The sequence below is a fragment of the Roseiarcus sp. genome, from assembly GCF_049514155.1.
Lineage (GTDB): Bacteria > Pseudomonadota > Alphaproteobacteria > Rhizobiales > Beijerinckiaceae > Roseiarcus.
This window is the reverse complement of record NZ_JBEKVH010000033.1, coordinates 1-22,066: the sequence shown is the minus strand read 5'-3', so window position 1 is coordinate 22,066 and position 22,066 is coordinate 1. Positions and strand designations below refer to the sequence as shown.

The following is a 22,066-nucleotide window of genomic DNA, read 5'->3' as shown; positions in this document are numbered from 1 at the left end:
TCCGACGCTTTAGAGGAAGAATGCGGCGCTGCAAAGACTCGCGGCGCCGAACATTTACAATTTAAGTTGAATCGAGTCGTCGCGTTTGGACGAGCGTTCTGGTTAACAAATTCTTCCAGAATAATAGAGTTGACACTGCGTAATACCGCGCGCAGATTCACTCGGCTTGAGAATTGCGGGTGATTGTCTTGACGAATGTCTCAGCTTGTTTCAGCGGCGACGAAGGGTTGTCTTACAGCCTGCGTATCCGCGAACCGCGTTATTTCGACCTTGGGACGTTGTTCGGCCGCGTGGAGCGGCTCGAGGCGCGACGACGGCGTTACGCGCCCAGCGCGGTCATGGCCCCGCCGCGCGCGCTCGACGCCGCGCTGCTCGAGCAGGGCCGCGCATTCGAGCGGGCCTGGGCGAAGGAAGTCGGGACGCTGATCGCGTTGAAGCGCAACGACACGGCGGAAGCGCGCTTCGCCGCCCGCCGCGCCCGCGCGGCCACCGAACGGCTCGCGGCGCGGATCGAGACGGCCCGCGCAGTCAGCCTCGAGGGATTGAAGGTCAAGGCGCGCGCCATCCTGTGGCGGCGCAACGGCGAACCGCTCGGGCGGATCGGCTCCGACGGCCAGCCGATCCAACCGGTCGAGTAAGAACCAGCCCTCGCGCGAGCCTCAGTTCGACGTGTGCGAATGCGGCGCCTGCACCGAGGTCGTGGTGTGAATGCCGTCCTCCTCGAAGGTGACGGTCACGGAGGCGTCCGATGCGAGCCCGTCGGCGAGCAGCGAGAAGTCGGCCAGGGTCGAATTCAGCACCCGCTCCTGCGCATTCCAGTAATGGAAGTTATCCTTCTCCCAGATCGCGAATTGGCGCCCTGAACTGCTCCACACACGCGTGACCGACGCGCCCGACGCATTGCGATAGGGCACGCTCTCGCCGCGGTAATAGACCGCGCTCGGATGCAGAGCCGAGTCGAACTCGGCGCAGTCGCCGGTGTCGATCTCGAGCCAGCCGCGCGAGATCCAGCTCTGATCCGCCTGCGGATAGGCGATCGCGACGTAAACCTTCTGCGGGAATTTGTTGCAGAACTGGATTTCCGCCCGCGCGCCGGTCGTCGCCCCCAGGCCGACCGCGACGAGGGCGAATGCCGCCAACCTGCCCATGGCTCCTCCTTCCCGGCTTTCGCGCCGAGGCTGTGTTCGCCGCCTCAGTATTGGCGCGCCGCCTGTTCGCGGCAAGCGCCCTGCTGCGCCGGCGCGCCGCTTTGTTGCCGATCTCGCAATAGTCTTGTGCCCGGGCGATCGATTGTCGCCGAGGCCGCGCAAATCCAAATGAAGGCCAGCGGGCGCCGCGACGGCGCCGCGTGGCCCTCATCGCAAGGATCCGACCATGTCGCTCGTCTCGCCCTCTCCCGCAAAGCCGCTCATCCCGAGCGTCGGCGCGCTCGAACAGGCGCTGTCCCCTTTCGCTGAACCGCTGGTGCGCGTCGCCGCCGGCCTGATGCTGATGCCGCACGGCGCGCAGAAGCTGTTTGGCTGGTTCGGCGGTTACGGCGTCGACGCCACCGGCCAGTTCTTCGCCGCCAAGCTCGGCCTGCCGGCGTCGTTCGCGCTGCTTGCCGGCCTCATCGAGGTCTTCGGCGGCCTCGCGCTCGCCGCCGGCTTCCTCACCCGCGTCGCCGCGGCGCTGGTGTTCGGCCTGATGGCGGTGGCGGTGATCTTCGTTCATTTGCCGATCGGCTATTTCTGGATGACGGGCGGTCTCGAATACCCGCTGATGTGGGGTCTGGTCGCGCTCGCCTTCGTATTCCGCGGCGGCGGACGCTACTCGCTCGACGCGCTGATCGGCCGCGAAATCTGAATCCGAATCGAATCTGAATTCGACTTCGACTGTGAGATCGAACGGGCGCTGAGCGCCCGTTCTTCATTTGGAGGCTTCGCCATGTCCATCGTCGTCAGACCTTCGGCGGAGCGCGGCCATGCTGAGCATGGCTGGCTCGACAGCCGTCACACCTTCTCGTTCGCCGACTATTACGACCAGCGGCATATGGGCTTCGGCCCGCTGCGCGTCATCAACGAAGACCGCGTCCAGCCGTCCGCCGGCTTCCCGACCCACGGCCATCGCGACATGGAGATCATCTCCACCGTGATCTCCGGCGCGCTGCGCCACAAGGACAGCATGGGCAACGGCTCGGTGATCCGCCCTGGCGACGTGCAGGTCATGTCGGCGGGGAGCGGCGTGCGCCATTCCGAGTACAACGACTCGGCCAGCGACCCGGTGCATTTCCTGCAGATCTGGCTGATGCCGGACGCGGACGGTCTGGCGCCGCGCTACCAGCAGAAGGCGTTCCCGACGGCGGAGAAGGCCGGCAAGCTGCGGCTTGTCGCCTCGCCCGACGGACGCGACGGCTCGCTTGAGGTTCGCGTCGACGCCGAGCTCTACGCGACGCGGCTCGAAGCGGGCCAAAGCGTGACCCACGCGCTAAGACCCGGCCGCCTCGCCTGGGCGCAGATCGTCGAGGGCGGCGCGACCGTCAACGGCGCCGCCGTCTCCGCCGGCGACGGCGTCGCGATCGAGGCCGCCGACCAAGTGACGATCGCCGCGCGCGCGGAAGGGACGGAAGCGCTGCTGTTCGATATGGCGGAGTGAGGAGGCGGGCGGCGGCGCGCTTCATCCGCGTTGCTCGCCCCGCCAATTCATTCGGGGAGATGGCGGCAAGGAAAGGATTGCGACTGCGACGCGCTAAGCGATTGAAATTCGTCTCGACGCGCCGCGGCGGGAGCTCCCCCCGCCGGTTGCTGGCGACAACAGGGAAAGGCCGGCTGGGCTAAATGCGCCTCGTCTCGAGTTGGCGCCGTCGCCAATCCAAGCTGGGGCGGGACGACGCCGGCGGCGGCGCCAAACATCCCCCGACGAGTCGGCGGCGGTTCGCAGGGCGGTCGGGACTTGCCAGGCGCCCGAAACCGCCGGAGATTGGGCTTGAAGCGGCGGCCATCGGGCGGATGTCGGCTCAGAATTGCGCGCTGTGGAGGCACTTATGAAAATCAATCGTCGCATGGCGTTTGCCTCAATCCCGCTGTCGCTTCTTTTCGCGAGTTCCTTGCAAGCCGCGCCGAAAAGTTCCTGGGACGGCACATGGAGCGGGTCGTGGGGCGGCAGGGATCCCACGTCGATAACGATCGCCGGGAATCGGGTCGTAAGCTACGAATTCCAAGGCGCCTCGACGCAGGTGGCAAAGAGCAAAGTGACCCCGAAACGAGTGATTTACATCAGCAATGGGATCACCGTTACGCTGACAAAGACCGGCAAGACGACGGCACACGCGACGTTGCACAGTTCGCAGGGCGACACGACCGCCGCGCTGACGAGGCAGTAGAGCGCCGCTCACGCGTTCTCTCTGGGCTTTCCTGCCTGCGCGCGTCGCTCGACGCCCCGAACGTGCGGGACTTATCCGTCCGCGAGGCTTGACAAAAGACGCCGATGTTCCCTCTATGTTCCCATGGAGGTCGAGACCCCAAGCATGGCGCGGCGCCTCGGCTGGAAGGCGCCCATGCCGCGCATGCTCGGCTGCCGCGAAGGCGTGAAGGCGATGCGGCGGCGCCTCGATCGCAAGCCGCTCGATCTCGACACGCTGGTTTGCCCGCGGGGACCGAACTTTCCGCTCTCGCTTCGGGAGTCGCGGCTGATGGGAGCCGCCTGCGGAAATCGGAGCATAATTGTCATGTTCGAACCGCCGATCCATCGACAGGTCGGCGGCGGATGACAGGGAGGTTCGAATGGCCTCGACGACCTATTACGTCGCGCTCGCCTTCACCCGTTCCGAGGACGGCGACATCGTCGCCTGCGAGCCGAAAGAGGCGCGCAGTTCAAGCCAGGCGATCCGCATGGCCGACGCTTTGGCGACGACGGAGGGCCATTGCGGCGCCATCGCCTTCTCGCGCACCGGCGACCCGGCCCTCGGCGACTTCGCCGACGCAGTGATCTTGAAGACGGTCGGCGAGGTCGATAGCGGGCTGTTGGCGGGGTAGCGGTTCGTATGGATTACGTGTTGTGACCAGCAGAACATAAGAGGTTGACGAGGGTCGCACCTCAACACGAGCTCGGTATGCGTAGCAGTACAGCTCGATCGATGCGACGATGAGAAAAGGGCTGAACTGGGCGTTTGTCGCCGTTATGGCCGTGACTCCCTGCGCCTATTTTGCGGCGAAAATCTTCAGGCAGTTTGGCGTCTACCCGGTGCAATGGAACCTGAACGAGGTGATACAGATTATCGCGTTCCTCGTCCTGGTGGGTGACTCAAAAGGGTGGTTAGGCGAACATCCACGTCAGAGCGGTCAACCACAATCTGCAACCACCGCTTCAAAGCATTTCAGCAGATTTCTATCGAGCTTGACGCCTAGGTCCGTCAGCACGGCGAGCGCCTGCTGAGGGGGCATCGGCGCTTTGTAGGAGCGGCGTTCAATCAGCGCGGCGTAGATGTCGCAGATGGTGACCATGCGCACGTAATCCTTAATCTGCCGCCCCTGAAGACGGTCAGGGTACCCCGTGCCGTCCAGGTACTCATGGTGATGGCGTATCACATCCAGAATGACCGGGCTGATGCCGCGCTGGCCCGCAAGCATGGCATGACCCAGCGCCGGATGGGTCCGCATGACGTCCATCTCGGGCTTCGATAGGGCACCAGACTTGTTGAGGATGCTTGAGGGTATGCGCGCCTTGCCGACATCGTGGAGAAGCGCGGCCTGCAACAGCAGATGCTGATGATCCGACGCGAGGACCCACTTCAAGGAGAACGCAGCACACAAGCCGGCCACCAGCAGACAGTGCTGGTAGGTTACGTCATCGAACTGCCAGACGACATCCAACCACGATCTGATTTTGGCCTGTTTGATGGCGCCGAGTATGACGCTGGCGCCCCGGTCCAGTTCTGCAATCGATACGGGTTCACCTCGCTTCACGGCGTCAAAGCAGCTGGCAAGCGCCGATTTTGCGTCGGATGCGCGCGCTTCCGTCACGCTGGCAGGGCGTGTGGCGCCTTTGTTTCTGCTCTGATAGGCGTAGAGCAACCTCTCGGCCGCCGCATGAATCACCGCCGGACGGTCGTTACAGTAAACCAATTCTGTCGCGTCGAGCGAAATCGCCAAAGCGGCCGTGAGGCGAGTGCTGTCGCGCGTGAGAAATAACACCGGGATGTCGGCGTCGACGCGATGAAGCTTCAGCGCAGCGCGGAGCAGTCTGACCGAAGTCATGTTACCGATATCGACATCACAAACAATTATCGGATATTTTAGGGGTTGCGCCTGGGCCTGATGCAGGGGGACGACCTGGCAACTTCTGCCACGGGTCAGATAGTCGTAAATTGCAAGGCCGCCTTTGGCCCGGTCAGTCAGAATTAGCATTGGGTCGTAGAGCGCGGCAAAATTGTGAAATTGCAGTCAATTGGGTCCCCGCGATCTAGATAATCCAGGTCGTTGATTCGTCGGGCAAGGTCGCAACGAGAAGCGGCGCCAAACCGCGTCGAACTGTGACCCGTCGCGGATGTCGAATTCGTTCGCAGTCTCATTGTATTACGTCGCATTTAAATGGGGAACCACTTCGGCGCCAGTTCACAGGCGCGCTCCCAGCCGGTGAATGCGTTCGAGCCCGACCTTCTTGTAAAGTTCCGATCCTAACAATCGATTGCACAGATGCAAAAACGCGGCCCATGCGCCGTTACAGAGCGTTACAGAGCGTGGAACTGGTATTGGCTTTGATTCTCAAGAGAGAATGAACACCGCTCAACTCATATCAAGCTGGCTCCGTTGAGGATTCCGTAAACAGACACCCTTCCAATTCCAACCGATCCGGCAATTTCGGATGGCCTCCCATTGGCCTTGAACCGGGCGATGACTTCCTCACGCTTTGCCCTGGCAGGGAGCGGACGTCTCAAGCAAGGACTTGACGAAACTTGACGCCGCTTGACAGGACTTGACGAAACCGACGGCCAAACTTGACCGGCGGCCGCCGCGCTTCTCAAGCGCGCGTCGCGTGCGCCCCACGCTTTGCAGTCCGCGCGGTTTTTGGCGCCTAACTGCCTGATAATGAACGGCCGGCGAATCGTCTTGTCGCGGCTCTTTTTCCATTCGGCGAGGATGAGGCGAGGCCTGCCGCGTTTCGGCCGCGATTGCCAATTCGGGCCGGTCGATCAGCCGATCGCCTTCCGCATGCGCTCTTCAATTTCCGGAAATGGTGCCCAGGAAAGGACTCGAACCTTCACGGCTTGCACCGCTGGTACCTGAAACCAGTGCGTCTACCAATTCCGCCACCTGGGCACGGCGCGCTTCATAAGGGCGCGCGCGGCGGCCTGTCAATGGCGGCGGGCGGCGCCGCGAGCGCCCCGCTTCCCTTCGCGCCGCGCCTTGGCTAGGGATGCGTCGAACTTCCGCCAGAGGAGTCCCCATCGTGACGACCTACGCCAACATTCTCGTCGAGACCCACGGCCGCGTCGGGCTCGTCCGCCTCAATCGGCCGCAGGCGCTGAACGCGCTCAACAGCGCGATGATCGATGAACTCAACCAGGCGCTCAGCGCCTTCGCCGCGGATCCAGCCATCGGCGCGATGGTGCTGACCGGCTCGGACAAGGCCTTCGCCGCCGGCGCCGACGTCAAGGAGATGCAGGAAGCGAGCTTCGCCGAGATGTTCCTCGGCGACTTCTTCGGCCACTGGGATCATGTGACGCATGCGCGCAAGCCGCTCATCGCCGCGGTGGCGGGTCTCGCGCTCGGCGGGGGCTGCGAGCTGGCGATGATGGCCGATTTCATTCTCGCCGCCGACACCGCCAAGTTCGCCCTGCCGGAGATCAGGCTCGGGATCATCCCCGGCGGCGGCGGCACGCAGCGGCTGACCCGCGCCGTCGGCAAGGCCAAGGCGATGGAGTTGACGCTGACCGGTCGGACGATGGACGCGGCCGAAGCCGAGCGTTCCGGCCTCGTCGCGCGCCTCGTGCCGGCGGCCGAGCTGATCGACGAAGCGCTGAAAGTCGCCGCGACGATCGCCTCCTATTCCGCGACGGCGGTCTATGCCGCCAAGGAGAGCGTCAATCGCGCCTTCGAAACGACGCTCGCCGAAGGGCTGCGGTTCGAGCGGCGGATGTTCCACGCCCTGTTCGCCACCGAGGACCAGAAGGAAGGCATGCGCGCCTTCGCCGAAAAGCGGCCGGCGGCGTTCAAGAACCGCTGAGGCGCGCTGCGCTGAATGTGTCATTCCCGGCCGGCCGCAGGCCCGACCGGGAATCCAGACGCTCGGCGATCTGCGTCCGCGACTCTGGATTCCCGATCGGCCGCTGGCGCGGCCGTCGGGAATGACACGATCAGGGCGCTCTACGCCGCCTTATCGAACGACTCGCGAGCGGCGAGCGCGGACGTTCACATGGCCCAGTCCGCCGCCTTCACCTGCCGGCGCGCCGCTTCGGCGGAAAGCTCGCTGAGCAGCGGCATCGAACGGGCGTCGTCGAGCCGCCGCATCTGACGAATCTGCTCGGCCGTCACCGTCGCGCCGACCCGCTCGCTCAGCCATTCCCCTTCGAGCTTGATGTCGTAGCGCAGGAAGCGGAACAGCGCCCCGCGCGGCGCGACGAGCGAACCGAGGTCGCCGAGCTCGGCGTTGATCGGCCATGGCGTCGGGCTTTCGCTGAGCAGCGACATCAGCGTCAGGATCAATTGCTGATTGTCGCCGATCTGCTGAATCATCGCCCTCAGCGCCAGCCTCACCGAGGCGGCGCGCGTCAGGGTGGAAGCCTCGAAGCGGTCGCGGAACGTGCCGGCGCCGACCGAGACGATCGTCAGCTTGTCGGGGCCGACGTCCCAGCCGATGCCGAGACGCGGCACGAAGACGGACAGGAACAGCGCCAGCGCCGGATTGTTGTGCGGCGTCAGCCCGCCGTCGACGAACAGGCCCTGCACGCCGTCGGCGATCTCGATCTCCTGCGGATCGAAATAATGCGGCGCGGCGGTGCTGGCGCGCACGATCTGGGCGAGCCGGTAATAGCGATTGCCGATGTAGCTGCGGTCGGCCGGCGACTCCCAGAACGCCGAACGCGGATTGTTGACCAGCACCCAGGCGCTGCCGGTGTCGAGCCGCTTGAGCGTAATGCCGAGGCCGGTCTGCAGGTCCTCGGTGTCAAGCCGGCGGTCGCCCATCACCCCTTCGAGCGCTTTGGCCAGCGCGCGCGCGTCGAAGATCGCCTTCCAGCCGGGCAGCTTCACGATTGGCTGACGGAACACCCGCGGCGCGAGTTCTTGATAGAAATCGATCAATTCATCGACGCTGTGACCGAGCGCGAGGCCGGCGGCGATGATGGCGCCGGTCGAGGTGCCCCCGATCAGGTCGAAGTGGTCGCACAGGCGCACCGGCCGCCCCGCCTGCGCCGCCAACGTGCGCTCGATCTCCTTGAGGAACGCCAGCGCGACGACGCCGCGCACGCCGCCGCCATCGAGCGCGAGGATGCGCTTCGGGCCAGGCGCAAACAGGTGACGATCGCGGGCGGACGAGGCAGTCTGGGTCGCGTCGCTCATGCCATCCTCCTTGCGCGCTACGGCCTAGACGATCTCCATCGCCCGATCCCAGGCGGAGACGTCGTCGAGCATGATCTCGGCGGCGCGCCTGGCGGCGCTGCGCGCCAGCGCGGCGTTCGGCGGCGCGTCGTCGAGGGCGCGGCGCAGACGACGCAGCGCGAGGCCGATGCGCGCCGAGCGCGCCGCCTGCCGCACCACGTCGAGCTGATTGCGCAATCCGTTGAGCGCCGCCGAAAGTCCCGGCCCGGCGCTGAGCGCGAGGCCGACCGCGGCGAGCAGCGACACCGGCGCGCGCAGAAGCCCGGAGAGCGCGACCGCCGCCAGCGCCGCGCCAAGCGCCGCCGACGTCAGCAGGACCGTCGTCGCGGCGCGGCGCAGGCGCGCGTCGAGCCGACGGAAGCGTCGATAGGCGGCGCGATGGTAGGCGATCTGCGGGTCGATCTCGACCTCGCCGAGGTAGGTCAGGAATCCTGCGGCGTCGCGCTCCGCCAACCCCGCCGCCGGGGCGCCGCGCAGCGCGCGCTTGAGCCGCCAGTCGACCCACGAGCCCGACGCGGCGTCGGGAGGGGCGATTCCCCCCAGCACGCAGAACCGGGCGATGCGCGCGGCTTCGGCGGCGCGGCGGTAATCGATCCACTTGATCCGCCAGCGCCGCCGCCTGGCGACATGCTGATCGAGATAAAGCAGCCCGGTCATCGCAAACTGCAGCGGCACCGTCACCGGCGAAGCGACCGGGAACAGCGCGCCGACAAAACCGGAAGCGAAGTTGACGGCGAAGAGCAGGAACGAGCGCGCCGCCAGCGTGCTGCGCCAGCGCCGGCCGTAGGCGAGCGCCAGCGCGTCGCCGCGCTCGTATTCGCGGCGCAGGCGATCGAGCGCCTCGCTGCGATCGACGCTCGCCGAGGAATTGGCCGCCGCCGCGCGCGTCCAGGAATCGTCGAGCCCCGAACTGGTCTCGGACGGCTCGCCGATCAGCCGCAACAGCAGCGCGTATTCGTAACGGTAGGCGCGGCGGCCCGGGTCTTCGCGCTGATACTCGCCGAGGTCGCGCCGGTCGGCGACGCGGCGCGGCGGCGACAGCAGCGCCTCGGCGATCGCCTCTGGGCTCGCCGCGGCGTCGCCGCGCCGACGCGGCGCCCCTTCGAGCGACGGCTCGAAGCCGGAATCGATCGCCAGCCGCGCCGCCGCGCCCGATTCCGCCACCAACGCCGGCAGCGTAGCCGGAATCTTGGCGAAGTCGCGGCTCGCCAGCAGCGCCGCGTCGCAGGCCGCCGCTCCGCCGCCATGCACGTCGATTTCGACGCCGGCGCGCTTCGCCGCCTCGGCCACCGCGACAGACGGCGGGTCGTCGTCGCGGCAGATCAGCCGCGCCCGGCCCGGCCCGCGATAGACCTCCGGCCAGCGCTCGACCGCCGCGCGCGCCGCCGCCTGAAAGAGCTTGGCCGCCTCGCCGATTGCGGCTGCGTCAGCGCCGTCGCCGCCCGCCCACAACACCGTGAGCACGGGCGCGAGCCTGAGATCGTCGTCTCCGGAGACCTGTGCGGGGATCATGATCATCAAAGGCGGCGGCAAACTGGGACAATCAGTAGAAATTCAATCGCGCGAACTTGTCGAGTGAAAAATGGCTTGGGATGATAGGCGTAGCGCCCATCGCTCGTCCTTAGCGCCGGAGCCCGTCGCCCAGTGAGCCGCCACCCGCCCAAGCCTCGCCTGGCGCTGACGCTCGGCGTCACCGGCCATCGCCTCACGCGCGCGCCGGCGGCGGCCGAAAACGGCCAGGGCGCGCCGCGCGCTTTCGACGTCGCGGCGGTGGGAAAGGCGCTCGAAGCGGCGTTCGCCGCTACGGCTGCGGGCCTCGCCGCGATCGGCGCCGAGGCGAAGGCGAGCTTCAGCGAAGTTCCGCCGATCGTGACGCTGATCTCATCGCTCGCCGAGGGCGCCGACCGCATCGCCGCCCGCGCCGCGCTCGAAGCCGGCTTCGCCCTCGACGTGGTTCTGCCCTGCCCAGCGCCGATCTACCTCGAGACGTTCGTCGACGACGCGTCGCGCCAGGAATTCGCTGCGCTTGCGGCGCGCGCCCGCGCCACGCTGATCCTGCCGCTCGCCGGCGATTCCGCCTCGCCGCTCGCTGAGCGGTTGCCGGCGACGTTCGAAGCGGCGGGCCTGACGACGCTCGCCCAATCCGACATCCTTGTCGCCGTATGGGACGGCAAGCCGGCCGAGGGGCGCGGCGGCACCGGCCAGATCGTCGAGGAAGCGGCGCGGCGCGGCGCGCCGATCATCGTCGTCGATCCCGAGGACGGCGCGACGCGACTGCTGTGGGCCGACGAACCGGCCGACGAGGCGACGACGCGGCGCGCGCTCGACATCGCGCCGCGCCCGCTGGCGCCGGCGTTGGCCGAACTGATTGCGCACATTGTCGGCCCGCCGCTGGCAGCGGAGGAGCGCGCCGGGCTCAAGCAATATTTCGCCTGCCGCGTCGGCGCCGATGCCAGCCGCCGCGCCAGTCACGTGTTCGACGGTCGCGACCTGAAGGCGCCGCGCGCGCAATGGCCGCGCGTGAGCGCCGCCGTCGGCGAATCGCCGACCAATCGCGCCGCGGCAAAGCGCTATGCTCAGGCTCTGTTAGCGGCCGAAGACGTCGCCGCGCGTCACGCCGGCGCCTATCGCCGGCTGTTTCTGGTCAGCTCCGCGGCGACGGTGCTGGCGAGCGCGTTGGTCGCCGCCGCGGCGCGCTTCCGAGAGTTGCATCTGACCGCCGCGGCGTTCGAGCTCCTGACCGTCGCGCTGGTCGGCGGGCTGGTGCTGTTCGCCACCCGCCGGCGCTGGCATCATCAGTGGTTCGAGGCGCGCGAAGTCGCCGAACGGCTGCGGATCGTCGCGCCGGCGTGGCTGCTCGGCGCCTGGCCGTCGCATCTGAAGCCGGCGCAAGCGGCCTGGCCCGGTTGGTGCGCGCGCGCGGTCGCGCGCGAACTGCCGTTGTTCGCCGGCGAGATCGCTAACCTCAGCGGCGAAATCCGCGACATCCTCGCGGCTTTGGTCGACGAGCAGCTCGCCTACCACATCGCCAACGCCGAACGGCTGGAACGGCGCGACCACGTCTACGAAGGGATCGGCGTCATCCTGCTGGCGGCCTCGCTGGTCAACAACGCCGTCTATCTCGCCGTGCGCTTCTTCGTCGCGTCCGGGCTCGAAAGCTACGAAAGCTGGGGCCTGGCGGCGGCGATCTTCCTGCCGGCGGCCGCGACGGCCGCCTATGGCGTGCGCTTGTTCGGCGACTACGAGGATCTGGCGCGCCGCTCGCGCCGCACCGCCGGCGAGTTGCGCGCGCTCCAGGCGCGCATCGTCGGCGCGCTGGACATCCGTGGGTTGCGCGGCGTCGCCGAAGCGACGACGCGGGCGATGCTGTCCGATCTCGACGCGTGGCGGGTGGCGGTCGAGAGCCGTCGCTTGTCGGCGAGCTGAGGCTTAAGGCGACGACGACGCCAGAGCGTCGGCCAGCCGTCGCCGCCATGCCTGCGGCTCGAACGCCGGCGCGGGAAAACCGACTCGCGCCGCCGCGCCGCCAGCGGCGAGATCGAGCCCCTCGGCGTCGAGCCCGATCGCGCGCCAGACCCGCCGTCCCGCCTCGCGCCGCCCGGCGAGCTGCGCCGCCAGCCCTTCAGCCGCGTTGATCTCGGCGAGAAGAACGTCCTCGGCGTCGGTCAGCGCCGCCGCCTCGCCTGGAGGCGCGAGAATGTCGGCGGGAACGAGCTTGTCGGCGCGGCCGAAGCCGCCGTTGAAATGCACCGCCTCGATCCGCATGCGGTGGATCGCGAAATCGACGAAAGGCGCGTAAAGCTTGGCCTTGGGATTGCGCTGCAGGTAGCGCCTGCGCGCGTAAGGGTCAGAATGGGGCGCGATCGGCCCGCCGACGGTCAGACGCGGGTGGTTGAGCGGATCGCCGCGGTCGGGCGGGCTGGTCAACAGCAGCGAGCCGCGCGCGTCGCCGGCGAGGTTCTTGGTGTGCTGAGCGAGCGTGGAGAGCAGGAACAGCGGCGCGCCGTCGAGATCGCTGGCGCAGCCGACCCAGGTCGTCAGCGGCGAACCGTCGGCGCCGAGCGTCGCCAGGGCGGCGGTGCGCGACAGGCGCAGCAGCCGCTTGGCGTCGGCGATCGCGGCCGTCCGCGACTCTTCCGCGCCCGCCGCAATCATGTTCGCCGTCCCCGCCTCGAGGGTCGCCGGCTTAGCCGCCGCCGGCCGGGAGAGACAAAGCGCGCCGCGCCAGCGCGGTCAAGTCGGCGGACCGGCTCGCCCGGAGCGCGGTTTGAACATTTGGCAAAGCGGGCTATTTTGGCCGGCGACGGGCGAAAAGGCGCGCGGCGGAAGCCCCTTCGCGACCCAAGCGGTTCTTAAGAGGGCCACATTTCGGCCGCGAAAGGCTTTATTGTGCCGCCGCGCCTTGTGGGAAACGGCGGCGGCTAGCCGACGCGACGCAAGCGGATGGAAGCAGGAGAGTCATGCCGACGATCGCCCTGGTCGACGACGACCGCAACATTCTCACCTCAGTCTCCCTGTCGCTGGAGGCCGAAGGCTATCGCGTGCAGACCTACACCGACGGCGCCAGCGCCCTCGACGGGTTGAAGGCCAACCCACCCGATCTCGCCATCTTCGACATCAAGATGCCGCGCATGGACGGGATGGAGCTGTTGCGCCGGCTGCGGCAGAAGTCCGACATGCCGGTGATCTTCCTCACCTCCAAGGACGAGGAAATCGACGAGCTGTTCGGCCTCAAGATGGGAGCCGACGACTTCATCCGCAAACCGTTCTCGCAACGGCTGCTGGTCGAGCGGGTCAAAGCGATCCTCAGGCGCTCCAATCCGAAGGACGCCGCCAGTCAAAAGGAGAGCGAGGCCAAAGTTCTCGAGCGCGGCCGGCTGAAGATGGACCCCGAGCGCCACACCTGCACCTGGGACAACGAACCGGTGACCCTGACGGTGACCGAGTTCCTCATTCTCCAGGCGTTGGCGACGCGCCCCGGCGTCGTCAAAAGCCGCAACGCGCTGATGGACGCCGCCTACGACGACCAGGTCTATGTCGACGACCGGACGATCGACAGCCACATCAAGCGACTGCGTAAGAAATTCAAGGTCGTGGAGCCCGAATTCGAAATGATCGAAACGCTCTACGGCGTCGGCTACCGCTTCCGGGAAGCGTGACGCCGGAGAGGACCGGGGCGCGGCGCGACCAGCGCCGCGCGCAGCGATGAGCAGCGAGGCCCACAGCGAACCGTTCCTGACCGCCGCAAGCGCGCGATGGCGGCGCTCGCGCGCGCGCCAACGGCTGCGCGCCTTCAGGCGCGCGGCGCTCTCCAGCTTTTCCTCTTCGCTCACCCGCCGCATCGTCTTCCTCAATCTCGGCGGGCTGCTGGTCCTGGTCGTCGCCTTCCTGCTGCTCAACCAGTTCCGCGCCGACATCATCGCCGCGCGAACGCAAAGTCTGAAAACCCAGGCCGGCATCATCTCCGCAGCGATCGCCGCGTCGGCGACGGTCGAGACCGACACGATCACCGTCGATCCCGAGAAGTTGCTGCGGCTCGCGCCCAACGAGAACGCCGAGCCGCAGAAAGACGACGAAGACTCGATCGAGTTCTCGATCAACCCCGAGCGGGTCGGTCCAGTGCTGCACCGCCTCGTCACGCCGACTCGCACCCGCGCCCGCATCTACGATCTCGACGGCCTGTTGCTGCTCGATTCGAGCACGCTGTCGGTGCGCGGCCCCGCCCTGCGCTCCGAGGCGAACGTCGAGACCCCGCCATGGTGGCAAAGAGTGTGGAGCGACCTGCGCCAGTCCTTAACGCCGGCGAAGAAACGGCGCGCCGCCGAAGAATGGGCGACCAACGGCAAGTCGATGCCTGAGGTCGCTGCAGCGTTCGCCGGCCGAACCGAATCGGCGGTGCGGGTCGACGCCGCGGACGAGACGATCGTTTCGGTCGCAGCGCCGATCCAACGCGCGGGCGGCGCGATCCGCGGCGCGTTGCTTCTCTCCACCCTGGGCGGCGACATCGATTCGGTGATCGCCTCGGAGCGCTGGGCGCTGCTGCGCGTCTTCCTGGTGCTGGCGACGGTGATGCTGGTGCTGTCGCTGTTGCTCGCCAACACCATCGCCGAGCCGGTGCGCAAACTGGCCGAAGCGGCCGAGCGGGTGCGGCGCGGCATCCGATCGCGCCAGCAGATCCCCGACTTCACCGCCCGCTCCGACGAGATCGGCCATCTGTCGGGGGCGCTGCGCGACATGACCCAGGCGCTCTACAACCGCATCGACGCGATCGAGAGCTTCGCCGCCGACGTCGCCCACGAGCTGAAGAACCCGCTGACCTCGCTGCGCAGCGCGGTGGAAACCCTGCCGCGGGTCAAATCCGGCCCTTCGCGCGACCGTCTGCTCGACATCATGCAGCACGACGTGCGCCGCCTCGACCGGCTGATCAGCGACATCTCCGACGCCTCGCGGCTCGACGCCGAGCTCGCGCGCGGCGACGCCGGCCCGGTCGATCTGGTCGAGGTCGCCAAGGCGGTCGCGGCCATGGTCTCGGATTCGCCGCGCAACAACGGCGTGACGGTGAAGCTGACGGTGGAGCGGCGCGGCGCCCAGCGGCCGAGCGACTTCATCGTCATCGGCCACGATTCGCGCCTTGCTCAGGTGCTCACCAATCTCATCGACAATGCGTGTTCGTTCTCGAAGCCGGGCGGCGAGGTGCGCGTCGCCTTGCGCCGCGCCGTCTATCAGCCGACCGCCGAAGGCGCGCCGAAGCAAGAGGAGGTGTGGGCGCTCGTCGACGACGACGGCCCCGGCATCCCGCCGCACGCGCTCGAGCGCATCTTCGAGCGCTTCTATACCGACCGGCCGGAGCAGGGATTCGGCCAGAACTCCGGATTGGGCTTGTCGATCTCGCGTCAGATCGTCGAAGCGCACGGGGGGCGCATCTGGGCCGAGAACCGCCCGGGACCGTCGCAGGCGGCAAACGACGAAGCGGCGACGCGCCATGGCACCGGCGCGCGCTTCGTCGTCGCCCTGCCGGCGATCGTTCCGTGAGCGCGACGCCGATGGGGTGGACGGCCCTGCATGCGACGGCGCTCGTCGTCGGCGAAAGCGGCGTGCTGCTGCGCGGTCCGTCGGGCGCCGGCAAGAGTTCGCTCGCGTTGGCGCTGATTGGGGCGGCGCGCGAGCGGACCTGTTTTGCTGCGCTGATCGCCGACGACCGCGTCTTCGCGCGCGCTTTCGGCAGCCGCCTGATCGCGCGCGGCGCGCCTGAATTCGCTGGCAAAATCGAACGGCGATTCGAAGGCCTGATCGCGGTCGCCGCCGAGCCGGCCGCGGTTATCCGACTGGTCGTCGACCTCGCCGGGCGGGGCGAAGCGCCGCCACGCCTGCCCGGCGAGAGCGAATTGTCGGCTGAAATCCTCGGCGTCCGGCTGCTGCGCGTCCCGCTCGACCCGTCCCACGGACCCGCCGACCACGCCCTGGTCGTCCTGGAATCGCTGGCGCGCCGGGTTTGAGGCGGATCATGGCGCCCCGAGGCCGATCATGGCGCCGTGGGGCTGATCGCGGCGCTTTGCGAATTTCGCTTGAACATTGCGCCGCACTGCACAAAAATGCGCCCTCCGCAGGGTCGAGACCCTCCGCCGGCGCGGCGGCGGCGCGCGAAGACGATGGAATCTTGATGATCGGAATGGTCCTGGTCACTCACGGCCAGCTCGCCACTGGGTTTCGCGCCGCGCTCGAACACGTCGTTGGTCCGCAGTCGCGGTTCGAGACGATAACGATCGGCCCGGAAGACGACATGGAGCAGCGCCGCGCCGACATTCTCGGCGCCGTGGCGCGCGTTCAGGACGGCAGCGGCGTCGTGCTGCTCACCGACATGTTCGGCGGCACGCCGTCGAACCTCGCGATCTCGGTAATGGACGGCGGCCGCGTCGAGGTGATCTGCGGCATCAACCTGCCGATGCTGATCAAGCTGACGACGTTGCGCGAAAGCGCCGACCTCGATCACGCCGTGATGGAAGCGCGCGACGCCGGGCGCAAATACATCACCGTGGCAAGCAAGGTTCTGGCCGGGAAATGAGCGATACGCCGTTGGACGAGGACGACTGTCCCCCGCCGCCAGTCATGGCGGGCGCACACGCGCGCGATCTCCACATCGTCAATCGCAAGGGCCTGCACGCGCGGGCGACCGCCAAGTTCGTGCAATGCGTCGAACGCTTCGACGCGGAGGTCAAGGTCACCCGCTGCGGCGAAACCGTCGGCGGCGATTCGATCATGGGCATCCTGATGCTCGGCGCCGGGGTCGGTTCGACCATCACCGTCACCGCCCTCGGCGCCCAGGCGACCGCGGCGCTCGACGCGCTCGAGGCGCTGGTCGCCAACCGCTTCAACGAAGACGAGTGAGCGCCGGCGCGCGCCGCTACATGCGGAAGTCCTCGCCGAGATAATAACGGCGCACGTCGGGATGGTCGACGATCTCTTCCGGCGGCCCCTCGGTCAGCACGTGGCCGCTGTGAATGATGTAGGCGCGGTCGATGAGGCCGAGCGTCTCGCGCACGTTGTGGTCGGTGATCAGCACGCCGATGCCGCGACCCTTGAGATGGCGCACCAGGTCCTGGATGTCGCCGACGGCGATCGGATCGATGCCTGCGAACGGTTCGTCGAGCAGCATGAACGACGGCTTGCCGGCGAGCGCGCGCGCGATCTCGCAACGCCGGCGTTCGCCGCCCGACAGCGCGATCGACGGCGCCTTGCGCAGCCGCGCGATATCGAATTCCTCGAGCAGCGAATTGAGCGTCGCCTCGCGCGCGCGGCGGTCGGGCTCGGTGACCTCGAGCACGGCGCGGATGTTGTCTTCGACATTGAGGCCGCGGAAGATCGAAGCCTCCTGCGGCAGGTAGCCGATGCCGAGCCGCGCGCGCTGATACATCGGCAAGCTGGTGACCGGATAGCCGTCGAGATCGATGACGCCTTTGTCGGGCTTGACCAAACCGGTGATCATATAAAAGACGGTGGTCTTGCCGGCGCCGTTGGGGCCAAGCAGACCGACCGCTTCGCCGCGCCGGACATAGAGGCTGACGTCCTGCACCACGGCGCGCGCGCCATAGGTCTTGCCGAGATTGTGAACGGCGAGATAGCCGTCGGCGACGTCCGCCGCGGCGCGGGGGGGCGTTTCAGCCGCGGCGCGCGGCCGCGATTCGAGCGACCAGGCGCCGCTCAAGTCAGGGCGTTCCGGGCGGGGCGACTGCGCATAGCTGGCGTCCGATGCGATGATGAGGTCGCCTTCTCTACTTCGGCGCGCCGGTCTTGTCATCGCCGCCCGGTCCGCTCGAGCCAGGGATGAACAGGCCTTTGACCCGGCCGGCGGCGCCGGTGTCGACCGTCGCCTCGCCGGTGGCGAGGTCGTAGGTGAGCTTGTCGCCCTTGGTGACGTTGCCGCTGTCGCTGAGCGTCACGTTGCCAATCAGCCAGACTTTGTTCTGCGCCTTGTCGTAGGAACCATGGTCGCCGGTGGCGACTTGGGTCTTGGAGATGACGGTGACCGGCCCGGCGGCGTCGAGATGTTTGACGTGGCTCGACGACCCGCCCGCGCCGTTCTGGGCGGCGTTCGCGGCCGGAGCGGCGTCGCCGGGCGCGGCGGCCTTCTCCATGTAGATCGTCAGCCCGGAGCAAGTCATCTTGCTGTCGCCCTGGATGACGACGACGTTGCCGGTGTAGACCGCCTTCTGCTCCTTGTCGAAATAGACGAGCTTGTCGGCTTCGATCGACACCGGCTGCTTCGACCCTGCGCCCGGAAGAAGCGACGCGCCGGAGTCTTTGGTCGCCGCAGCGGCGGACGCAACGGCGACGAACGCCAGCGCGAGGGCGACGGCGACGGCGACACTGCGCCGAGCGGCGGTCATGGAGCGGCTCCTTTCAAATTGCCGAGAGCCGGCGCCGCGATGGTTTCGCCGGCGAAGGTCGATCGGACGTGGCCGATGAACGTCAGCTCGGCGCCGTTGTCTTGCGCCTCGGCCGAATCCGCGTGGATCGTCGCGCCGTTGCCGGTGACGACCGTCACCGGCTGATCGGAACGGTAGACGCCAGCCTTGAAGTCGATGTCGGCGACGGAAAGCGTCACGTCGTAACTCGGGCTGCGCAGATGCACATCCTGCGTCAGTTTGAGAAACTCGCGGACGCTGTCGTAGAGGCCGACGGCGGCGCTAACGCGCATGCGGCTGTCGTCGGCCATTGCGACGTCGCCGTCGATCTCCCTCAGCTCGACGGTCGTCGGATGCGCGACGTCCTGGATCGCCTTGACGGCGTTGACGACATAGGCGCGGCCGTCTTTGCGCGAGCCGGTCAGGCGCGGATGGCTCATGACGATCTTCGATCCGTCGACGCTGAGCTCGCCGACCGTCAGGCCGCCGATCTCGCGGCGAAACGGATCGAACATGGCGAAGAAAATCAAAGCCGCCACGGCGAGCAGCGCCGCCGTCGGCGTTGCGATGCGCATGAAGCGAACCACCCGCGAATGGCGCTTAGCCGCCGCGAACGCGCGCCGCCGAACCGGGTCGCGGCCAAGCGGCGAAGTCGCGTCGGAAGCGAACTTTGGCCGGCGGGCCGCCCAATCCGCTCTGGTTGCGGGGGCCGACATCGTCTCCTTGGGTGCGCCGCGGCGAAAGAGCGAGCGGTCCGCAGCCGCGTCGCCTAGCATAGACCGAGCGCTAATGAAACGAAATCAATGGCGAAGTTGGGGCGGCGGCCGGCCCTTGGCGGCAAACGTTTGCGTCTTGGGTCCGGATTGGGTTTAATCCCGCGCCCGCTCGCGCCCCCTAAAGGGCCGGTAGCTCAATGGTCAGAGCCGGCCGCTCATAACGGTCTGGTTGCAGGTTCGAGTCCTGCCCGGCCCACCAGGCGCGGCGGGATCGCCAGGCAAGCGAGAACATTCAGGCTTTTCAGCCGTCTCTGCGGTCTTGCGGACCGGCCGACTGCATAACATGGACGACGAAACGCCCTTCGCTTCCCGCCTCGTCAAACGAGACGGAAGCTGCCGGTATGTGCGCCGTGCGCCCAAAGCCATCGCCGACCCCTTTCCGCTCCGCCTCTAACCGAAATCCTCCAAACAAAGGCTCCGACGAGGCCGAGATTCCGACCGCTGGCTTCCTTTTCAAGACGAACCCATAGTCGGTCCACGCGCCGGCAAGCGGCTGTCGCGTTTCACTGCGCGACTGCGCATCGCCAACAAATTGTCCAGCCAGCGGGCCTACGGCGACGCCGTGCGCGCCGCGACACTCAGCCGCTCGGCGATCAGTCGCGAAACGACGCCGGGCGACGCGAAGACCGTCAAGCCCAGCGCGTTTGCAAGATCGAGGCGGTTCGACTTGGCGGCGCCATCGCGACTGTGTCTCCGAAAGACTAGGCGCCTGCCACCGCCGTCTGCACGTACGCCATGCTTTCGCGCACCGCCGCGACAGGCAGCGCAAGGTCGTGGACTTCCTTGGCGAACGGCTCGAAAGAGACGATCCCGTCGAAGCCATCGGCATAAAGCTGCTTCAGTTGCTCGATATTGCCCAAGCGATCCTTCGGCCCAACGAGCACGCGGTGGCCATCCAGCATGTCGGTGAAGCTGATTGTCGGATCCTCGAGCCCCGAAATGTGCACAAGACCCGTCCGCGCCGCAAAACTCTCGTGCTCGCCAGCGCCACGATGATGAAATGTGTCATGCACCAAAGAGAATACGTCAGCGCCATTGACATCATCGATCGCCGCAAGCGCTTCCCGCTTGAAACGCAGCGAAGAAATCGGAAAGCCTAGCGGCTCGACGAAGCCCTTGAGGCCGAACGCGCCAAGGATTGCGCGGGCCTCCTTCAGCGCCGCGCGAAGGCCCGCCGCTTTCTCGGGCGTCGCTTCGAGCAACTTGCCTTCGTTGAGCGGGCACATCACCAGACCCACAGCCCCACAAGCGGCGGCGAGCTTGGCTAGGCTCTGCGTCTGGCGGGCGCGCTCGTCGTTCCAAACATTGAATGGATAGAGGGCGTTGATGCTTCGAACTTCGAGCCCGTGATCCTTGGCTTTGGCGCCGACGCGGCGAGCCGTGTCGACGTCCTTGATGCTGTTCGCGCCCACGTCGTTGCGCAATTCGATCGCGACGGCGCCGGCTTGAACCGCCGCGTCAACGAGCGCCTCGGGCGTCAGCGACGGCGACACCATATGATTGAAGCCGAACTTTATCCTGCGGTTCGCCATTTGCGCTCCCTCCGACTTTCCTTCGACCGCGCGCCGAAGACGTTCGCGCTGACGCGGTCGGATCGATACTATGTGAGTCTTCAATCGTAGAATGCAGGGCGTGGCGGCGTCACGATCGAGGCTGTCTCTCCCGTGCGCTTCGCTTCGAGACAGGCGTCAGCGGTGACCGCGGCAAAGTAGCCGTCCCAAGCGCTCGGACCGCTGATCTTGCCGGTTGTCGCCGCCTTGATCCAATCCTGAAGTTCGACGTCATAGGAGTCGATGAACCGCATTTTCCAATCCTGTCCGATCGCCGTGCTGAGCCTGCCCTCTCGGCGCAGCAAGACGCTTTCCGGCTCCGGCAAGTTGGCGATGCCTTCCTCGCCGACCACCTGGCACTGAATGTCGTAGCCGTATCGGCAGTTGACGAACACCTCGCCATCGATGTGCACGCCGCCCTTGGTCCTCAGCACCACGATGATTGGATCGTCGAGCTTGGCGTGCGTGTGACGCGTCTTGCGCGGCGTGAACACTTGCGCGGAAACATAGTCGTCGTTGATGAGCCAGCGAAGGGCGTCGATTTCATGAATGAACGTGTCGATGATCGCCATGTCGCTGACATAGGCCTCGGGCACCGACGGATTGCGGTGCGCGCAGTGGATCATCAGTGGCGCGCCGATGACGCCGTCGTCGATCGTCTTCTTGAGCGCGCGGTAGCCTTTGTCATACCGGCGCTGGAAACCGACCTGCACCAGATGTCGACCCGAAGCGATTTCGGCCTGAACAATGCGCAGGCAAGCCTCGGCGGTCGTAGCGAGCGGTTTCTCGCAGAACACCGGCTTTCCCGCCTCGATCGCCGCGAGCACATACGCCTCGTGCGTCTGTCCCCAGGTGGTGACGACCACCGCCTGCACTTCGCTGGCCTTGATCAGCGCCTCGCCCGATGCATAGACCTTCGCTCCCGGGACTCCGGCCGCCACCCTTTCCGCCTCTTTGGCGTTGATGTCGCTGATCGCGACAATCCGTGCGCCGGTGAGCTTGCGCGCGAGGCGGGCGATGTGCTCCTGGCCGATCATTCCGACGCCGATTACGCCGACTTGCAGGGTCATGTGCGTTTCCTTTGGTTCCCTTGCCAGTTTGTCTCAGGCGCGCCGGCGCGCCCGACGAGACTCAGGCTTTCGCCCGTTCGCCCCAATATTTATTGACGTATTTCTGCATTTCCTCGCGCATGAAGCGCCCGGATTGGTCGGCGCGCTCTTCCCAGGCGAAGACGCATGCGGTCATGATTCCGTCGAAGCCGA

Annotated in this window: 22 protein-coding genes, 2 tRNA genes and 1 pseudogene; 13 read left to right on the top strand and 12 right to left on the bottom strand. The window is 67.0% G+C overall.

Annotation, left to right across the window (positions count from 1 at the left end; translation table 11 throughout):
* The first annotated feature begins 227 nt into the window (after positions 1–227).
* The gene (locus tag ABSF49_RS07280) at positions 228–638 is read left to right on the top strand and encodes a hypothetical protein (RefSeq protein WP_424111972.1); all 411 of its coding nucleotides are present in this window, start codon (positions 228–230) and stop codon (positions 636–638) included.
* Positions 639–659: 21 nt separating this feature from the next.
* Here ABSF49_RS07280 and ABSF49_RS07275 read toward each other — a convergent pair whose 3' ends face one another.
* Positions 660–1,148: a DUF1036 domain-containing protein gene (locus ABSF49_RS07275; RefSeq protein WP_424111971.1), complete on the bottom strand. Its 489-nt coding sequence runs from the start codon at positions 1,146–1,148 to the stop codon at positions 660–662.
* 226 nt (positions 1,149–1,374) lie between these two features.
* On the opposite strand from ABSF49_RS07275, the gene ABSF49_RS07270 reads away from it, so the two are divergent.
* The 4 genes from ABSF49_RS07270 to ABSF49_RS07255 all read left to right on the top strand — a co-directional run bounded on the left by ABSF49_RS07270 (position 1,375) and on the right by ABSF49_RS07255 (position 4,013).
* The gene (locus ABSF49_RS07270; protein ID WP_424111970.1) at positions 1,375–1,845 is read left to right on the top strand and encodes a DoxX family protein; all 471 of its coding nucleotides are present in this window, start codon (positions 1,375–1,377) and stop codon (positions 1,843–1,845) included.
* Between the two features lie 81 nt (positions 1,846–1,926).
* The gene (locus ABSF49_RS07265) at positions 1,927–2,634 is read left to right on the top strand and encodes a pirin family protein (RefSeq protein ID WP_424111969.1); all 708 of its coding nucleotides are present in this window, start codon (positions 1,927–1,929) and stop codon (positions 2,632–2,634) included.
* A gap of 388 nt (positions 2,635–3,022) precedes the next feature.
* Positions 3,023–3,361 carry a hypothetical protein gene (locus ABSF49_RS07260; RefSeq protein ID WP_424111968.1) on the top strand — a complete coding sequence of 113 codons (339 nt, stop codon included), beginning with the start codon at positions 3,023–3,025 and terminating at the stop codon, positions 3,359–3,361.
* 400 nt (positions 3,362–3,761) lie between these two features.
* Entirely contained in the window at positions 3,762–4,013 is a 252-nt protein-coding gene (locus tag ABSF49_RS07255; protein WP_424111967.1) for a hypothetical protein, read from the top strand.
* A 306-nt stretch (positions 4,014–4,319) separates the two neighbouring features.
* Here the strand turns inward: ABSF49_RS07255 and ABSF49_RS07250 are convergent, their stop codons facing one another.
* Both ABSF49_RS07250 and ABSF49_RS07245 read right to left on the bottom strand, forming a co-directional pair.
* On the bottom strand, positions 4,320–5,384 hold the full coding sequence (locus tag ABSF49_RS07250; RefSeq protein WP_424111966.1) for an HD-GYP domain-containing protein: 1,065 nt from the start codon (positions 5,382–5,384) through the stop codon (positions 4,320–4,322).
* An 827-nt stretch (positions 5,385–6,211) separates the two neighbouring features.
* Positions 6,212–6,296 (bottom strand) — tRNA-Leu (locus ABSF49_RS07245).
* A 130-nt stretch (positions 6,297–6,426) separates the two neighbouring features.
* Here ABSF49_RS07245 and ABSF49_RS07240 point away from each other — a divergent pair.
* The gene (locus tag ABSF49_RS07240) at positions 6,427–7,203 is read left to right on the top strand and encodes an enoyl-CoA hydratase (protein WP_424111965.1); all 777 of its coding nucleotides are present in this window, start codon (positions 6,427–6,429) and stop codon (positions 7,201–7,203) included.
* 185 nt (positions 7,204–7,388) lie between these two features.
* Here ABSF49_RS07240 and ABSF49_RS07235 read toward each other — a convergent pair whose 3' ends face one another.
* Positions 7,389–8,537, bottom strand: a complete 1,149-nt coding sequence (locus tag ABSF49_RS07235; protein WP_424111964.1) for a patatin-like phospholipase family protein — start codon at positions 8,535–8,537, stop codon at positions 7,389–7,391.
* Positions 8,538–8,561: 24 nt separating this feature from the next.
* On the bottom strand, positions 8,562–10,088 hold the full coding sequence (locus ABSF49_RS07230; protein ID WP_424111963.1) for a hypothetical protein: 1,527 nt from the start codon (positions 10,086–10,088) through the stop codon (positions 8,562–8,564).
* Between the two features lie 132 nt (positions 10,089–10,220).
* Between ABSF49_RS07230 and ABSF49_RS07225 the strand changes: the two genes are divergently transcribed.
* On the top strand, positions 10,221–12,002 hold the full coding sequence (locus ABSF49_RS07225; protein ID WP_424111962.1) for a hypothetical protein: 1,782 nt from the start codon (positions 10,221–10,223) through the stop codon (positions 12,000–12,002).
* A 3-nt stretch (positions 12,003–12,005) separates the two neighbouring features.
* On the opposite strand, the gene ABSF49_RS07220 is transcribed toward ABSF49_RS07225, so the two are convergent.
* Positions 12,006–12,731 carry a HugZ family pyridoxamine 5'-phosphate oxidase gene (locus ABSF49_RS07220; RefSeq protein WP_424111961.1) on the bottom strand — a complete coding sequence of 242 codons (726 nt, stop codon included), beginning with the start codon at positions 12,729–12,731 and terminating at the stop codon, positions 12,006–12,008.
* Between the two features lie 305 nt (positions 12,732–13,036).
* On the opposite strand from ABSF49_RS07220, the gene ABSF49_RS07215 reads away from it, so the two are divergent.
* The 5 genes from ABSF49_RS07215 to ABSF49_RS07195 all read left to right on the top strand — a co-directional run bounded on the left by ABSF49_RS07215 (position 13,037) and on the right by ABSF49_RS07195 (position 16,961).
* Positions 13,037–13,735, top strand: coding sequence for a response regulator transcription factor (locus ABSF49_RS07215; RefSeq protein ID WP_424111960.1), 699 nt, complete (start codon positions 13,037–13,039; stop codon positions 13,733–13,735).
* Positions 13,736–13,781: 46 nt separating this feature from the next.
* Entirely contained in the window at positions 13,782–15,608 is a 1,827-nt protein-coding gene (locus ABSF49_RS07210; protein ID WP_424111959.1) for a stimulus-sensing domain-containing protein, read from the top strand.
* A complete protein-coding gene (locus ABSF49_RS07205; RefSeq protein ID WP_424111958.1) occupies positions 15,605–16,072 on the top strand; it encodes an HPr kinase/phosphorylase in 468 nt (155 codons plus the stop codon). Before ABSF49_RS07210 ends, ABSF49_RS07205 begins: the two co-directional genes overlap by 4 nt.
* Positions 16,073–16,236: 164 nt before the next feature.
* Positions 16,237–16,638 (top strand): PTS sugar transporter subunit IIA, encoded by a 402-nt coding sequence (locus ABSF49_RS07200; RefSeq protein WP_424111957.1) that lies wholly within the window; start codon positions 16,237–16,239, stop codon positions 16,636–16,638.
* A complete protein-coding gene (locus ABSF49_RS07195; protein WP_424111956.1) occupies positions 16,635–16,961 on the top strand; it encodes an HPr family phosphocarrier protein in 327 nt (108 codons plus the stop codon). Before ABSF49_RS07200 ends, ABSF49_RS07195 begins: the two co-directional genes overlap by 4 nt.
* Before the next feature lie 16 nt (positions 16,962–16,977).
* On the opposite strand, the gene lptB is transcribed toward ABSF49_RS07195, so the two are convergent.
* Genes lptB through lptC form a run of 3 tightly spaced genes read right to left on the bottom strand, consistent with a single transcriptional unit; the run spans position 16,978 to position 19,053 of the window.
* The gene (lptB, locus tag ABSF49_RS07190) at positions 16,978–17,871 is read right to left on the bottom strand and encodes an LPS export ABC transporter ATP-binding protein (protein ID WP_424111955.1); all 894 of its coding nucleotides are present in this window, start codon (positions 17,869–17,871) and stop codon (positions 16,978–16,980) included.
* Positions 17,846–18,460 carry an LptA/OstA family protein gene (locus tag ABSF49_RS07185; RefSeq protein WP_424111954.1) on the bottom strand — a complete coding sequence of 205 codons (615 nt, stop codon included), beginning with the start codon at positions 18,458–18,460 and terminating at the stop codon, positions 17,846–17,848. Before ABSF49_RS07185 ends, lptB begins: the two co-directional genes overlap by 26 nt.
* Positions 18,457–19,053: an LPS export ABC transporter periplasmic protein LptC gene (gene lptC / locus ABSF49_RS07180; RefSeq protein WP_424111953.1), complete on the bottom strand. Its 597-nt coding sequence runs from the start codon at positions 19,051–19,053 to the stop codon at positions 18,457–18,459. The genes ABSF49_RS07185 and lptC overlap by 4 nt, the downstream gene beginning before the upstream one ends.
* 324 nt (positions 19,054–19,377) lie before the next feature.
* Here lptC and ABSF49_RS07175 point away from each other — a divergent pair.
* Positions 19,378–19,453: transfer RNA gene (locus ABSF49_RS07175), tRNA-Ile, on the top strand.
* A gap of 502 nt (positions 19,454–19,955) precedes the next feature.
* Here ABSF49_RS07175 and ABSF49_RS07170 read toward each other — a convergent pair.
* From ABSF49_RS07170 to ABSF49_RS07160, 3 genes and pseudogenes are all read right to left on the bottom strand, one after another.
* A complete protein-coding gene (locus ABSF49_RS07170; RefSeq protein WP_424111952.1) occupies positions 19,956–20,786 on the bottom strand; it encodes a TIM barrel protein in 831 nt (276 codons plus the stop codon).
* Positions 20,787–20,866: 80 nt separating this feature from the next.
* Positions 20,867–21,874 carry a Gfo/Idh/MocA family protein gene (locus ABSF49_RS07165; RefSeq protein ID WP_424111951.1) on the bottom strand — a complete coding sequence of 336 codons (1,008 nt, stop codon included), beginning with the start codon at positions 21,872–21,874 and terminating at the stop codon, positions 20,867–20,869.
* Positions 21,875–21,935: 61 nt separating this feature from the next.
* Positions 21,936–22,066, bottom strand: a pseudogene (locus ABSF49_RS07160) (sugar phosphate isomerase/epimerase); the annotation flags it as partial.

Coding starts and splice junctions, on each gene's coding strand:
- ABSF49_RS07250 (WP_424111966.1), bottom strand. CDS start 5,384: ATGCTAATTCTGACTGACCGGGCCAAAGGCGGCCTTGCAATTTACGAC.
- ABSF49_RS07265 (WP_424111969.1), top strand. CDS start 1,927: ATGTCCATCGTCGTCAGACCTTCGGCGGAGCGCGGCCATGCTGAGCAT.
- lptB (WP_424111955.1), bottom strand. CDS start 17,871: ATGACAAGACCGGCGCGCCGAAGTAGAGAAGGCGACCTCATCATCGCA.
- ABSF49_RS07255 (WP_424111967.1), top strand. CDS start 3,762: ATGGCCTCGACGACCTATTACGTCGCGCTCGCCTTCACCCGTTCCGAG.
- ABSF49_RS07195 (WP_424111956.1), top strand. CDS start 16,635: ATGAGCGATACGCCGTTGGACGAGGACGACTGTCCCCCGCCGCCAGTC.
- ABSF49_RS07210 (WP_424111959.1), top strand. CDS start 13,782: ATGAGCAGCGAGGCCCACAGCGAACCGTTCCTGACCGCCGCAAGCGCG.
- ABSF49_RS07235 (WP_424111964.1), bottom strand. CDS start 8,537: ATGAGCGACGCGACCCAGACTGCCTCGTCCGCCCGCGATCGTCACCTG.
- ABSF49_RS07215 (WP_424111960.1), top strand. CDS start 13,037: ATGCCGACGATCGCCCTGGTCGACGACGACCGCAACATTCTCACCTCA.
- lptC (WP_424111953.1), bottom strand. CDS start 19,053: ATGCGCATCGCAACGCCGACGGCGGCGCTGCTCGCCGTGGCGGCTTTG.
- ABSF49_RS07170 (WP_424111952.1), bottom strand. CDS start 20,786: ATGGCGAACCGCAGGATAAAGTTCGGCTTCAATCATATGGTGTCGCCG.
- ABSF49_RS07185 (WP_424111954.1), bottom strand. CDS start 18,460: ATGACCGCCGCTCGGCGCAGTGTCGCCGTCGCCGTCGCCCTCGCGCTG.
- ABSF49_RS07270 (WP_424111970.1), top strand. CDS start 1,375: ATGTCGCTCGTCTCGCCCTCTCCCGCAAAGCCGCTCATCCCGAGCGTC.
- ABSF49_RS07230 (WP_424111963.1), bottom strand. CDS start 10,088: ATGATCCCCGCACAGGTCTCCGGAGACGACGATCTCAGGCTCGCGCCC.
- ABSF49_RS07200 (WP_424111957.1), top strand. CDS start 16,237: ATGATCGGAATGGTCCTGGTCACTCACGGCCAGCTCGCCACTGGGTTT.
- ABSF49_RS07260 (WP_424111968.1), top strand. CDS start 3,023: ATGAAAATCAATCGTCGCATGGCGTTTGCCTCAATCCCGCTGTCGCTT.
- ABSF49_RS07220 (WP_424111961.1), bottom strand. CDS start 12,731: ATGATTGCGGCGGGCGCGGAAGAGTCGCGGACGGCCGCGATCGCCGAC.
- ABSF49_RS07275 (WP_424111971.1), bottom strand. CDS start 1,148: ATGGGCAGGTTGGCGGCATTCGCCCTCGTCGCGGTCGGCCTGGGGGCG.
- ABSF49_RS07165 (WP_424111951.1), bottom strand. CDS start 21,874: ATGACCCTGCAAGTCGGCGTAATCGGCGTCGGAATGATCGGCCAGGAG.